This window comes from Microbacterium karelineae (assembly GCF_009745985.1).
GTDB classification, from domain to species: Bacteria; Actinomycetota; Actinomycetes; order Actinomycetales; family Microbacteriaceae; genus Microbacterium; species Microbacterium karelineae.
This window is the reverse complement of the sequence record NZ_WFIX01000191.1, coordinates 491333-504606: the sequence shown is the minus strand read 5'-3', so window position 1 is coordinate 504606 and position 13274 is coordinate 491333. Positions and strand designations below refer to the sequence as shown.

The window sequence follows — 13274 nt, the reverse complement described above, 5'->3', positions numbered from 1 at the left end:
CGATCACAGACCCGCGAAGATCACACGGCGTCGAGCGCCCGCCGCAGGTCGTCGGCGAGGTCGGTCGGATCCTCGAGGCCCACCGACAGGCGCAGCGTCGCCCACGAGATGCCGGCGGCCGCGAGCTGCGCGGGCGTCATGTGGTTGTGGGTCATCGACGCGGGGTGGCAGATGAGGGTGCGCGCATCGCCGATGTTGGCGACGAGCTTGACGATCTCGAGGCGCTCGATGAACCGCGCGGCCCGCTCGAATGCCGCCTCGTCGTCCTCGCCGTCCGGGCCCGCGAGCTCGAACGCGAAGACCGAGGGGATCCCCTTCGGGTAGAGCGCCGCGGCGGCGTCGTGGTAGCGGTTGTCCGGGAGGCCAGGGTGGTGGACGACGCGCACGGCCGGGTGCGCGTCGAGCGCGCGGGCGATGTCGAGTCCCGAGGCGGCGTGGCGCGCCATGCGCAGGTCGAGCGTCGAGACGCCCTCGATGAGCTGGAATGCGTTGAAGGGGCTGAGCGCGGGGCCGAGGTCAGCGACGAACCGGCTCTTCAGCAGCGTCGTGAAGGCGCCCTCGCGGCCGAACGCGTCCCACAGGGCGACGTCGCCGTAGCGCCAGTGCGGCGTGAACAGGCTCGGCCACTTCTCGCGGTCGGCTGTGAAGTCGAACGTGCCGAGGTCGACGACGATGCCGCCGAGCGATGTGCCGTGCCCGCCGAGGAACTTCGTCGCGGAGTGGAGCACGATGTCGGCCCCGTGGTCCTTCACGCGGATGAGCGAAGGCGTGCCGACCGTGTTGTCGACGACGAGCGGCACGCCCGCGGCGTGCGCGATGTCGGCGACGGCGCGGATGTCGAGGACCTGTGCGACCGGGTTCGCGACCGTCTCGGCGAAGAGCAGGCGGGTCGTGGGGCGCACGGCGTCGCGCCACGCGCCGAGGTCGTCCTGGTCGACGAATGTGACCTCGATGCCGAGGTCGCGGTAGGTGTCGTCGAACAGGTCGACGGTGCCGCCGTAGAGCGAGCTCGAGGCGACGATGTGACCGCCGCGCCCGGCGAGGGCCAGCGTCGCGATGGTCGTGGCCGCCTGGCCGGAGGCGACGGCCGCGGCCGCGACACCGCCCTCGAGCGCGGCCACGCGCTGCTCGAAGACCGCCTGCGTCGGGGTGCCGTTGCGGCTGTAGATGTTGCCGGACCTGCGCAGCGCGAACAGCTCGCGCGCGTCGGCGAGCGACGCGAACTCGTAGGCCGACGACTGGTAGATGGGCGTCACGACGGGGTTCTGCGGCGTGCCCGGCGTGTATCCCGCATGCAGCTGCGTCGTGGCGGGCGAGAGCGTGCGGTCGTCGGACGTCGTCATGCGGCCATTCTCGCCCGCGAGGCGCTCACCCCGCCAACGCCGGTGACGGAATGTGTCAGGGCACGACGATGAGCTTGCCCGGAGCGCCCTCGGCGTTCGCGGTCTGCGCGGCGCCCGCCTCGTCGAGCGGGAACTGGGCGCCGAGCTCGACATCGAAATAGCCGGCGGCCATCAGTGCGAGGGAGACGGGCACGGCCTCGGCGCGCCAGGCGGCCTGCTGCGGCGTGATCGCCTGCACGGATCCGCCCGCGAAGGCGCGCAGGCCCAGCTCGTCGGCCTTCGCGCCGATCACGATCGTCGCGATCCGGCTCTTGTCGTCGAGCAGTTCGATCGACGCCTCCAGCACGCCGTCGGCGCCGGCGCAGTCGAGGATCGCGGTCACGCCGTCGGGGGCGGCTTCGAGGACGCGCCCCGTCAGGCCGTCCCCGTATGCGATCGGCTCCGCGCCGAGATCGCGCACGCGGTCGGCGCGCGCGTCGCTCGTCGTCGCGATGACGTGGGCGCCGAGCAGGACGGCGAACTGGATCGCGGCCTGGCCGACGGATCCGGACCCGCCGTGGATCAGGAGGGTGTCGTCCTCGCGGATGCCGAGGGAGCGGAGCGCCTGGTAGGCGGTGCCGGCGGGGATGCCGAGCGCGGCGCCCTGGGCGGCCGAGACGCCGGCGGGGCGCTGGAACGCCTGGGAGGCCGGGACCACGACGTCGGTCGCGTAGGCTCCGGCCGCGCCGAAGAAGGCGACGGGGTCGCCGATGCGGAAGCCATCGACGCCCTCGCCGACGGCGGTGACGGTGCCCGCGCCGTCGGATCCGGTGCGCCACGGGCCGTCACCGGGGAGGGGGCGGATGCCGGATCGCAGCTTGCGGTCGATGGGGTTGACGCCCGCCGCCTCGACGTGGATCGCGACCTCGCCGGATCCGGGAGCAGGGGCCGGGGCGTCGACGACCTCGAGGACCTCGGGACCGCCGACCTGCGTGAACTGCACAACCTTCGCCATGCTCCCCAGGCTATCGCCGCTCGCGCCGGTCGGCGCGGCCCCCGAAACCCGCGATGTCCACAGGTCTTCACCGAGTCCGCAGGGAATCACACCGGAGTCGACGAAGACTTGTGGACATCGCGAGAAGGTGCGGACCTGTCAGGCGAGGCGGGCGCGGTACGCGTCCCGCAGCGCCGGGGTCGGCGCGGGCGGGAGCGTGGCCAGCGCCTCGGGGCGCCAGCCGGGGCGCTCGCCCGTCAGCGCCCACGCCGCCTGGGTCGACGCGCCGAGCGCGACGTACTCGCCCGGGTCGGGCACGACGATGTCGACGCCGAACACCTCGGCGGCGATCGTCTGCACGGCCGGGTTCTGCGCCGCGCCGCCCGTGAGCAGCACGCGCTTCGCCTCGACGCCCAGCTCGCGCATCGCGTCGAGGCCCTCGGCGAGCCCGCACAGCACGCCCTCGATCGCCGCGCGCGCGAGGTTCTCGCGCGTCGTCGAGGCGAGGGTCATCCCGAAGAGCGTCGCCGTCGCGTCGGGCCGGTTCGGCGTGCGCTCGCCCTCGAACCACGGCTGCAGCACGAGCCCCGCGGATCCGGGATCCGCCGCGAGCGCGAGCTCTGCGAGGCCCGCATGGTCGACGTCGAGCAGGGCTGCGACGGCGTCGAGCACCCGCGCGGCGTTGAGCGTCGTCACGATCGGCAGATAGGCGCCGGACGCGTCGGCGAAGCCGGCGACCGTTCCCGTGGGGTCGTGGACCGGGTTCTCGGCGATCGCGAACACGGTGCCGCTCGTGCCGATCGACACGCCGACATCGCCGGCGCGCGCGTCCATCCCGAGGGCCGCGCCCGCGTTGTCGCCGCAGCCGGCGCCGACCGTGCGGCCCTCACCATCGGCGACGTGCTCGGCCGGGCCGAGCACGCGCGGGAGGACGATGCCGGACGCGTCGCGCCGGAGGGCGAGCGTGAGCAGGTCGCGGTCGTACGCGCCCCGCGAGGCGTCGTAGTACCCCGTGCCGCTCGCGTCGGATCGGTCGGTCACGAGCTCGTCGAGCTGCGGGCCGCGCTCCGACTCGCCCTCGGGGCCGAAGCCCCGCAGGCGCCACGTCAGCCAGTCGTGGGGGAGCGCGACGGCGGCCACACGGGCCGCGTTCTCCGGCTCGCTGTCGGCGAGCCAGCGCAGCTTCGTCACGGTGAACGAGGCGACGGGCACGAGGCCCGTGCGCGCCGCGTAGGCGGCGGGGCCGACGGCCGACGCGAGGTCGGCCGCGGCGCCCGCCGAGCGGGTGTCGTTCCAGAGCAGCGCATCGCGGATGATGCGGCCGTCGGCGTCGAGCGCGACGAGCCCGTGCTGCTGGCCCGCGATGCTCCACGCCGCGACGTCGTCGATCCCGCCCGCGTCCGAGATCGCGTCGCCGAGCGCGCGCCACCAGTGTGCGGGGTCGACCTCGGATCCGTCGGGGTGCGATGCGCGACCCGAGCGCACGACGGCGCCCGTGGCGGCATCGCGGACGATGACCTTGCAGCTCTGCGTCGACGAGTCGACGCCGGCGACGAGCGTCACGGCGCGCCCCTACGAGCGCGCGCCGAGCAGGTGCTCGGTCGCGAGCTGCTGCAGCCGGACGAAGCCGAAGCCCTTGCCGCCCAGGTAGGCGTTCGCGTCGAAGTCCTCGTACGCCGAGCGGTCGGCGAGCAGGTCGTCGTAGCTCTCGCCCTCGCCGAGCGTCGGCGTGCGCAGCTCGGCCACCTTGGCGGCGGAGAGCGCCTCCTGCACCTCGGGGTCGGCACGGAAGGCCTGCGCGCGCTCCTTCAGGAGGAGGTAGGTGCGCATATTGGCGGACGCGGACTCCCACACGCCGGTCTCGTCCTCGGTGCGGCTCGGCTTGTAGTCGAAGTGGCGCGGGCCGGTGTAGGCCTGGCCGCCGCCCGGGGCGCCGTGCTCGAGCAGGTCGACGAGCGAGAACGCGTTGTGCAGGTCGCCGTGGCCGAACACGAGGTCCTGGTCGTACTTGATGCCGCGCTGGCCGTTGAGGTCGATGTGGTAGAGCTTGCCGTGGTACAGCGCCTGGGCGATTCCCGCGGTGAAGTTCAGGCCCGCCATCTGCTCGTGGCCCGTCTCGGGGTTGAGGCCCACGAGCTCGGGGCGCTCGAGCGAGTCGATGAACGCGAGCGCGTGGCCGAGCGTCGGCAGCAGGATGTCGCCGCGCGGCTCGTTCGGCTTCGGCTCGATCGCGAAGCGGATGTCGTAGCCCTTGTCGGTGACGTAGTCGCCGAGCAGGTTGACGGCCTCGCGGTAGCGCTCGAGGGCCGCCTGGATGTCCTTCGCGCTGTCGTACTCGGCGCCCTCGCGGCCGCCCCACATCACGAAGGTCTTCGCGCCGAGCTCGGCGGCGAGGTCGACGTTGCGCAGCACCTTGCGGAGCGCGAAGCGGCGCACGTCGCGGTCGTTGGACGTGAAGCCGCCGTCCTTGAAGACGGGCGCGCTGAAGAGGTTGGTCGTGACCATCGGCACGACGAGGCCGGTGTCGGCCATGGCGCCCTTGAGACGGTCGATCTGCGTCTGGCGCTCGGCGTCCGTGGATCCGAACGCGAAGAGGTCGTCGTCGTGGAACGTGAGGCCGTAGGCGCCGAGCTCGGTGAGCTTCTCGACGACGTGCACGACGTCGAGCGCCGGGCGGGTCGGGCCGCCGAACGGGTCGGTGCCGTTGTAGCCGACGGTCCAGAGACCGAAGGAGAACTTGTCGGCAGGGGTGGGGGCGAGGGTCATGGGTGTGCCTTTCCGCTTCTTCGGAGAAATGTTGTGAGCAAGAACATATCAGGTGAGGATCGAATCCGCAACGGTCGGCGCCGGGCGCGCCGCCCGCGGCCCTATCGTGGGGCGGGTGCACACAGATGTGACCTCCGTCCCGTACCGCCGCGACCGGGCCCCGCGCGGCCGCAGCCTCGTCTTCGCAGGGGCCGCCGCCGAGTGGCTCGAGGCCATGCCGCTCGGCAACGGCCGCCTCGGGGCGATGTGCGGCGGCGGCGCACGCGCCGTGATCGACCTCAACGAGGAGAGCGTCTGGTCTGGCGCGCCGGGGCGCGACGAGCGGCAGCGTCCGACGAGCGCCGACGAGGCGCAGGAGCTGCTGGCGCGGGCACGGGCGGCCGTGCTCGATGGGCGGCCGCAGGACGCGGAGGAGTCGCTCGCGCGGCGTCAGTCCGACTACACGCAGGCGTTCCTGCCGGTCGGCCGCCTCGTGATCGGCGGCGAGGATCCGGATCCGCCCACGGTCATGCGGTCGCTCGACCTCACCACGGCCGTGCATGAGGTGCGTGCGGGGGATCTCGTCGCCGAGACCTTCGTCTCGAAGCCGGCCCAGGTGCTCGTGCACGCGATCTCGGGCGACGGGGCGGATCCGGCGCTCGAATTCTCCTCGCCGCTGCGTGAGACCTCCCGCGAGGACCTCGACGACGGGTTCGTCGTGCGGCTGCGGGCGCCCGTCGACGTGCCGCCGCCCCATGAGCCGTCGCTGCCGGCCGCAGTCTGGCCCGAGCCGGGGGAGGAGTCGGTCGAGGTCGTCGTGGTCGTGCGGCGCCGCACCGCGCCGGAGCGCACCGTCGTCGTCGCCGCCATCGAGACGACGTACGCCGGAGCCTCGGCGCCGCTGGCCGATGTCGCGGACGCCGAGCGGCGCGCGCGATCGCGGGCGGAGACGGCGCTTCGGACGCCGTACGAGCGGCTGCGCGAGGATCACGTGCGCGCCCACCGCGCGCTCTTCGATCGTGTGCGGCTCGACCTCGGCCGCGCGCCCGATCGGTCGACGGCCGACCGGCTCGCGGACGCCCGCGCGAGCGGCGACGTCGCGGCGGCGGATCCGGATCTCGTCGCGACGCTCTTCGACTACGGGCGCTACCTGCTGATCTGCTCGTCGCGCCCCGGCGGCCTCCCCGCCCATCTGCAGGGGCTGTGGAGTGCCGAGATGCGCCCGCCCTGGAGTTCGAACTACACGCTCAACATCAACACCGAGATGAACTGCTGGGCGGCGGGCGTCACCGACCTGCCCGAGACGGTCGAGCCGCTCCTCGACTTCGCGGAGGACCTCGCGCGCCGGGGCGCGGATACGGCCCGGCACGACTTCGGCGCGCGCGGCTGGGTCGCGCACCACAACAGCGACGCGTGGGCGTTCACGGCCGCCGTCGGGCGCGGGCAGGGGGATCTGCGCTGGGCGTACTGGCCGTTCGCGGGCCCGTGGCTCGCCTGCCAGCTCGCGGACCTCGTCGACCACGCGCCCCGCCCGCCCGAGCAGGCCGCGCGCGCGGCGGCTCTGCTGCGGGGCGCGGCCGAGTTCGTCCTCGACCTGCTCATCGAGCTGCCGACGGGTGAGCTGGGCACGGCGCCGTCGACGTCGCCCGAGAACACCTTCCGCACCGCCGATGGGCGGGAGACCGCGCTCGGCGTGACGAGCACGATGGACCTCGCGCTGGCCCGCGACGTCCTCGCGCGCGTCGTCCGAGGATCCGTCGACGGGGACCCGCTCGCGCGCGAGGCGGCGGCGGCGCTCGCGCGCCTGCCCGAGCTCGCGTCCCGCATCGACGAAGACGGCGTGCGCGAGTGGCGCGACGCGGTCGCGGAGGTCGACCCGCACCACCGTCACGTGAGCCACCTGTATCCTGTCTTCCCCGGATCCGAGGCCGACGACGCCTTCACGGCGGCCGCCGCGCGGTCGCTCGACCGGCGCGGCCTCGACTCGACCGGGTGGTCGCTCGCGTGGAAGACGGCGCTGTGGGCGCGGATCGGCCGACCGGATCGCGTCGAGGCGCTCATCCGGCTGATGTTCCGCGATGCGCGCGGGGCGACGGGGCACGCGGGAGGGCTCTACCCGAATCTGTTCGCCGCGCATCCGCCGTTCCAGATCGACGGCAACCTCGGCTTCGTCGCCGGGCTCGCAGAGTGCCTGCTCCAGAGCCATCGCGGGCGGATCGAGCTGCTCCCGGCGCTCCCGCCCTCCCTGCCCTCGGGGCGGGTGCAGGGGCTCATCGCGCGACCGGGCATCCGCGTCGGCATCGCGTGGTCAGGCGGCGAACTCGTCGAGGCGCGGCTGCGCGCCCTCCCCGGCGCCGAGGGGGAGGTGCGGATCGCCTGGGGCGGCAGCGAGGCCGACGTCGCCGCCCGCTCGGACGCCGACACGGTGGTCACACCCGCGGACCTCGGCGGCGGATCCCGGTGACGCCGCCCGCCGCGATCCCGCGGCGGGCGGCGTCGCGCTCTCAGGCGATCGGCTCCCACGGTGCACGCGCCGATCCCGGCTCGTCGCCGCGCGTGTACCAGCGTGCGCGCCACAGCTCGTCGTCGAGCTCGACGATGTCGCCGCGGCCGAAGACGCGCGTCGGCGTCCATGCGGACAGGCCGCCGGCGGTCCACCGGATCTCCTCCCACGGTGCACGAGCCGATCCCGGCTCGTCGCCGCGCGTCCACCACGGGGCGCGCCACGTCGATCCGGCGAACGTGACGGCGTCGCCCTTCCGGTAGACGGCATCCGCGGACCAGGCCTCCGGCGCGCTCGCCCCGGCGTCGTCGCCGACGATGATCCCGCGGCCGTTCGTCGCGATGTACACGCGCCCGAAGACGTCGGGATCGCCCGTGATGCCCGCGCCGATCCAGCCCCACTGGTGCGCGTCGTCGTTGATCCGCGTCCAGGACCGCCCATCGTCGATCGAGCGGAACACGCCGCGGACGCCGTCGCGCCGGGCCGCCGTGTAGATCGCAGGGGCATCGGCGCCCGGCGCGGCCCGGCCGAAGCCCACGGTGTCGGCCTCGTCGAATCCGGAGACGGTCCGCCAGCTGTCGCCGCCGTCCGTCGAGCGCCACATGCCGTAGGCCCCGTCCTCCTCGCCTCCGGCGAACCAGATCTCGCCTGCGCGCGACGGCATCGCGGCGAATCGTACGGGCCCCTCGCCGGGAAGCGTGCTCTCGTCGACCGCCCGAAAGCTCGCTCCCGCGTCATCCGAGCGGAAGAACGCGCGTCCCGCGAAGCCGTAGATGAGGTCCGCGTCGACGCGGTCGGCCTCGACCCGCGCCCCCGCGGGAAGGCCCGCGGTGTCTCCCCAGGTCTCGCCCCCGTCGAGCGACACGAGAGGCGCCGCCCCCGCGGGCGCCCAGAGGATCGACGACCCATCCGCCGAGATCGCGACGGTTCCCGGCCCCGTCGCGTCTGCCTCCGTCACGACCTCGCGCCACGTCTCGCCCGAGTCGGTCGAGAGCGCGACGACCTGGCGCCCGTCGCCCGTCGTGCCCGCACGTACGAGCTCGCTCGAGGCGAGTCCCGCCGCGTCGACGCTCGTCCCGCCGCCGAAGTAGGGATCGCGGTAGCTCTGCGGCACGGTGTCGATGTCGTCGTGCACGAATCCGCCGAGGTCGAGCATGGCCGAGACGAGGTCCACATCGCCCGCGGGGGCGACGAGATCCTGGATCGCGGTCTCCTCGATCCCGTCCGCCGCGGGGGCCAGATGCACGGTCCCACCCGGTTCGTCCCAGGCGGTGAGGTCGTCCGTGCGATAGATCGTGGCGCCGGTGCCGTACATCGCCGTGTCGGAATCGAAGGGGTCGATCTCGAACGACGAGATCATCCAGCCGAGCTTGGGTGAGGGCTGGACCCCGGCCGCGGGCGGGGTGGGATCCGATCCGAATGTGAGCCACGGCACGTCGTCGACCGACTGCTCGTAGCGGGTCTCGAGGGCGCCGTCCTCCGCGATGTCCCAGATCGTCGACCAGGTCTCACCGCGGTCGGTGCTGCGGAAGATCAGCACATCGGGCCACCACTGGATCTGCGAGACGACCATGACCGTGTCGGGGTCGCTGGCGTCGACGGCGAGGCCGGAGAATCCGAAGTCGCCGCCCGTGGGGCGCTGTGTCGGAGTGATGTCGGTCCATGTGCCGTCGTCGATGCCGTAGCGCCAGACCTCGCCGTCGGATCCGTCGTAGGGCCCGCTCGTGTCGCTCGTCGCGATGTAGAGGAAGCGGCCATCGGCGTCCACGATCCCGCGCTGCGGGATGAAGCCGGTCGGAGCGCCGGGGACGGGGCGCCACGTCGCCCCCGCGTCGTCGGAACGATACAGGATGTCGTCGGCGTCGGCGACGGCGGTGAAGACCGTCTGCGTCGGTGCCCCGGGCCGCGATGACGCCTCGTCGAACGCCGTCCACAGCACGCCGAGGTTCGACCTCAGGTACGAGTTGTCCGAGTCGGCGTCGGGGGCGAAGTCGCCGACGTTCGGGAACGACGTCACTGGGGCGAAGGTCTCGCCCCGGTCGGTCGAGCGCCAGAGGCCCTCTCCCTGCTCGGCCCCGAAGTAGAGCACGTCGTTGTCGTTCGGGTCGACCTGCAGGCGCTCGCCGATGCCGCGGCCGGGCATGTTCCCGCCGATCTTGAACGGCAGGGGCGTCGCCTCCCACGTCTCCCCGTAGTCGGCCGAGCGCAGGATGGCGCCGTCGTCCGGATCCCAGTCGTTCGTGTACGTCCCGACCGCGGCGTAGACACGCTGCGGCTCGACGGGGTCGGTGGCGAGGCTGAGCACGCCGAGGCGGTTCCACTCGTCCCAGCCGATGTGATCGAGCAGCGGCACCCATTCGTCGGTCTCGGCGTCGAGGCGATAGGCGCCGCCGATGTCGGTGCGCGCGTAGACGAGGTCGGGCTCGGTCGGGCTGTACACGATGCCCGGGACATAGCCGCCGCCCGAGATGGCGACGTTCGACCACGCGTAGGCGGGCGAACCACCGGCGGGCGGTGTGTCGGGCGGGGGCGTCTCGGCACCCGCTGAGGTGGGGAGGAGAGCGGCCGCCGTGATGGCGGCGACCGCGATGGGGAGAGCTCGCACTGCTCGCACAGACGCTCCTTCGTGTCTGCGGCCGTGGGACCCGGCTGTCGGAGCGTAGCAGATCGCCTGCGTCCGACAGCCGGCGCGTCACGCGAACGTCAGCTCGGCGAGCCGCGCGCCGGCGGTCAGGGAGACGCGCAGGTCGACCCCGCCCCACAGCGGCCGTGCGAGGGGGTGCACGGTCTCGTCCCACTCGGCGGCGTCGACCGCGCCGCGCGCGATCTCGACCCACGGTGCGGCGGCCTCGCCCGTCGGACGCGCGCTCACGACGATCTCGCCCGTCCCCGCCGCCACAAGCCCGAGCGATGCCCGGTCGGCGAGGTCGAGTCGGTCGTAGCGCGCCCGGCCGGTCGCGCGCCCCGCGGCGACGACGAGGCAGCCGCCCCGCGCGGGCGTGCGCGGCCCCGTCACGACGCCGTCGAACGCGTGCGCGGCGTGGGCGAGGAGCCCGTCGGCGCGCCGTGGGTGCAGGCCTGGCCCCGTGACGACGAGGCGCGCCTCGACGGCGGCCTCGGCGGCGGACGGGCCGGCGGTGAGGCGATACGCGCCCGGCTGGACGACGAAGGCGCCCGGCGTCGCGACCGCGGATCCCTCCTCGGGCTCGGCGCCGACGTCCCAGACAGCGAGGTGGCCCGGCCGCACAGGCACGACGACCGAGCGGGTCTCGCCCGGCGCGAGCTCGACGCGCGCGTAGCCGGCGAGGCGCACGCGCGGCGCGGGAACGGGCAGCTCCGGCGCGCGCACCCAGAGGGCGACGAGCTCGTGCGCGGGCCGCGTGCCCGCGTTGCGGACCGTCACGCGCGCCGGGATCGCGTCGTCGAACGAGGCCGCGCCGCCCGTCGCCGAGGTCGCCGGCGTGTGGCGGGTCGTGGGCTCGGGTGCGGGGAGAACGGCCCCGGCGACTTCGAGCGACAGGTACTCGACGGCCGCGTACCCCCGGCCGTGCCCGATCGCGTAGCGCGGCGTCTGGCGGCTGTAGCGGTAGGTGGCGTTCGTCGCGACGAGGTCGTAGTCGAGCAGCTCGCCCGCGTCGGCTGGGTCGTCCCACCACGTCTGCGGCAGGCGCCCCTCGGGCTCCGCATCCCCCGAGAGCACGTCGACGAGGCCGTGCCCGAGCTCCTGGCCCGCGTGGCTCGTCCACACGACGGCGGCGGCGCGTTCGGCGTGGGCGCCGAGCGCGAACGGGCCGCTCGAGACGATCGTCAGGATGACGGGCGCACCGGTCTCCGATGCCGCGCGGAGGATCTCCTGCGACTGCTGCGGGAGAGCGAGGTGCGGGCGATCCTCGGTCTCGCGGCCGAGCACGTGCGGATCGTTGCCGACCGCTGCGATGACGATGTCCGCCGCCGCGCTCGCCGCGGCGACCTGGGCCGCCCCGCTGCGCACGGTGCGCACGGCGAAGCGCGACGCGCGGTGCTCGTCGCCCTCGACGGCGACCGTGCCGCCGCGCTGGATCGTGAGCCAGCGCCCGCTGCCGACGTGCCGCATCGAGGCCGTGCCATCGCCATGCCGCACGAGGCGGAAGGTCTCCTGCGCGACCCAGCCGCCGATCCGCTCGGCGGTGGCGGACAGGATCCACGACGCCCCCGTGAGGAGTTTTCCGGTCAGGGCCGAGCGCAGCGACACGATCCCGTCGCCCCACTCCGTGAGGTCGAGCAGCGCGGCCTCGTCGGCGCGCTCGCCTGTCGCCGTGACGGATCCGTCGGCCGCGACGGTGAGGTAGCGGTCGGATCGGACATCACGCAGCGCGATCCGGTCTGCTCCTTCCGCCGTGCGCACCCGCGCCGCGGGGTACCGCTCGCGCAGTGCACGGGCGAGCGAGACGGCATAGGGCGGGGTGCCCGAGTACCAGTCGTGAGCCACGTGGTCGGCGTAGGGGCCGACGACCGCGATCGTGGCTGGCGCCTCGACGAGGGGGAGCGCGCCGTCGTTGTCGAGCACGACGACGCCGCGCGCCGCCGCCTCGCGCGCGAGGGCCCGGTGCGTGGGCACGCCGATCGCGCTGGCGTCGATGCCGCGGTACGGGTCTCGATCGGGGGTGAACTCACCCGTCCTGGCGCGCAGGAGCAGCACGCGCCTCGCCGCGGCCCGGATGTCGTCCGCTGTGAGGTGGCCCGCATCGAGCGCCTCGCGGAGCGCGGCCGTCGTCGGCCCGGAGTCGGCGTCGTCATCGGCGAACGAGTCGACCCCCGCGCGGAGTGCGGCCGCGTTCGCGAGCGCTCGGGTCGCGTGGAAGCGCTGGATCGACACGATGAAGCGCGGCGCGGCGGCGTCGGAGCAGACGGCGATCTCGTGCGGCGCCGCCGCGCGGAGCTCGACGAGGAGCTCCCCCGAGAGGTGCGCGGGCCTGCCGTTGACGAGGTTGTACGAGGGCATGACGGAACCGGCGGAACCGGATGCGACCGCCGGCAGGTGGGCCGGCAGCTCGTATTCGCGCAGCGCCTGCGGCGTCAGGTGCGAGCTCGTCGCCGAGCGGTCGGTCTCGTTGCCGTAGCCGAGGAAGTGCTTGAGCGTCGGCACGGTGCGCCAGATGACGGGATCCTCCCCGCGCAGTCCGCGGCAGAAGGCGGTTCCGAGTTCGGCCGTCACATCCGGATCCTCCGAGAAGCCCTCCTCGTTCCGCCCCCAGAGCGGGTGTCGGAGGGGGTTGACCACGGGCGCCCACGCGTTGAGGCTCACGGTGCGGTCGGCGGCGTGCTTGGCACGCACCTCGATCGACGCGGCCTCGCCGACGCGGCGCACGAGCTCCGGATCCCACGCGGCCGCGAGGCCGACGGGCTGGGGGAACACAGTCGCATCGCCCAGCCAGGAGACGCCGTGCAGGGCCTCGGTGCCGGTGCGGAACGCGCCGAGGCCGACGCGCTCGATCGGCGGATTGTGCTGGTGGAGCATCGCGATCTGTTCGTCGGTCGTGAGCGAATCGACGATCTCGTCGACGAGATCGGACAGCGGATCTGTCACGGGGTGTCCCTTCTGAAGGTGTGAATCGGTGATTTCGAAGCGTTTCGATTCGAAATGGAATCGAAACGCTGACGGCGTCTTGTGAATGTGTTCGGCGTCACGCTAGCGTCTGCGAAGCGCTTCGACAACGAGGCGTGCGACCGG

7 protein-coding genes are annotated in these 13274 nt (G+C 73.7%); 1 reads left to right on the top strand and 6 read right to left on the bottom strand.

Annotated elements, in window-relative coordinates:
- Positions 1–20 precede the first annotated feature (20 nt).
- From GB932_RS18715 to xylA, 4 genes are all read right to left on the bottom strand, one after another.
- A complete protein-coding gene (locus GB932_RS18715; RefSeq protein ID WP_156762195.1) occupies positions 21–1343 on the bottom strand; it encodes an O-acetylhomoserine aminocarboxypropyltransferase/cysteine synthase family protein in 1323 nt (440 codons plus the stop codon).
- A gap of 55 nt (positions 1344–1398) precedes the next feature.
- Positions 1399–2337, bottom strand: coding sequence for a quinone oxidoreductase family protein (locus GB932_RS18710; RefSeq protein WP_156762194.1), 939 nt, complete (start codon positions 2335–2337; stop codon positions 1399–1401).
- A gap of 138 nt (positions 2338–2475) precedes the next feature.
- A complete protein-coding gene (locus GB932_RS18705) occupies positions 2476–3879 on the bottom strand; it encodes a xylulokinase (protein ID WP_156762193.1) in 1404 nt (467 codons plus the stop codon).
- A 9-nt stretch (positions 3880–3888) separates the two neighbouring features.
- Positions 3889–5082 carry a xylose isomerase gene (gene xylA, locus GB932_RS18700; protein ID WP_156762192.1) on the bottom strand — a complete coding sequence of 398 codons (1194 nt, stop codon included), beginning with the start codon at positions 5080–5082 and terminating at the stop codon, positions 3889–3891.
- A 115-nt stretch (positions 5083–5197) separates the two neighbouring features.
- Here xylA and GB932_RS18695 point away from each other — a divergent pair, with 115 nt between their 5' ends.
- Positions 5198–7525, top strand: a complete 2328-nt coding sequence (locus GB932_RS18695) for a glycosyl hydrolase family 95 catalytic domain-containing protein (RefSeq protein WP_156762191.1) — start codon at positions 5198–5200, stop codon at positions 7523–7525.
- 40 nt (positions 7526–7565) lie between these two features.
- Here the strand turns inward: GB932_RS18695 and GB932_RS18690 are convergent, their stop codons facing one another.
- Positions 7566–10178, bottom strand: a complete 2613-nt coding sequence (locus tag GB932_RS18690; protein ID WP_156762190.1) for a carbohydrate-binding protein — start codon at positions 10176–10178, stop codon at positions 7566–7568.
- 78 nt (positions 10179–10256) lie between these two features.
- Complete coding sequence (locus GB932_RS18685) at positions 10257–13130, bottom strand: glycoside hydrolase family 3 C-terminal domain-containing protein (protein WP_231916308.1); 2874 nt, start codon at positions 13128–13130, stop codon at positions 10257–10259.
- Between the last annotated feature and the right edge of the window lie 144 nt (positions 13131–13274).

What these genes read in the sequence shown, in the direction of transcription:
- GB932_RS18710 (WP_156762194.1), bottom strand. Translation starts at nt 2,337, where the DNA reads ATGGCGAAGGTTGTGCAGTTCACGCAGGTCGGCGGTCCCGAGGTCCTC.
- GB932_RS18715 (WP_156762195.1), bottom strand. Translation starts at nt 1,343, where the DNA reads ATGACGACGTCCGACGACCGCACGCTCTCGCCCGCCACGACGCAGCTG.
- xylA (WP_156762192.1), bottom strand. Translation starts at nt 5,082, where the DNA reads ATGACCCTCGCCCCCACCCCTGCCGACAAGTTCTCCTTCGGTCTCTGG.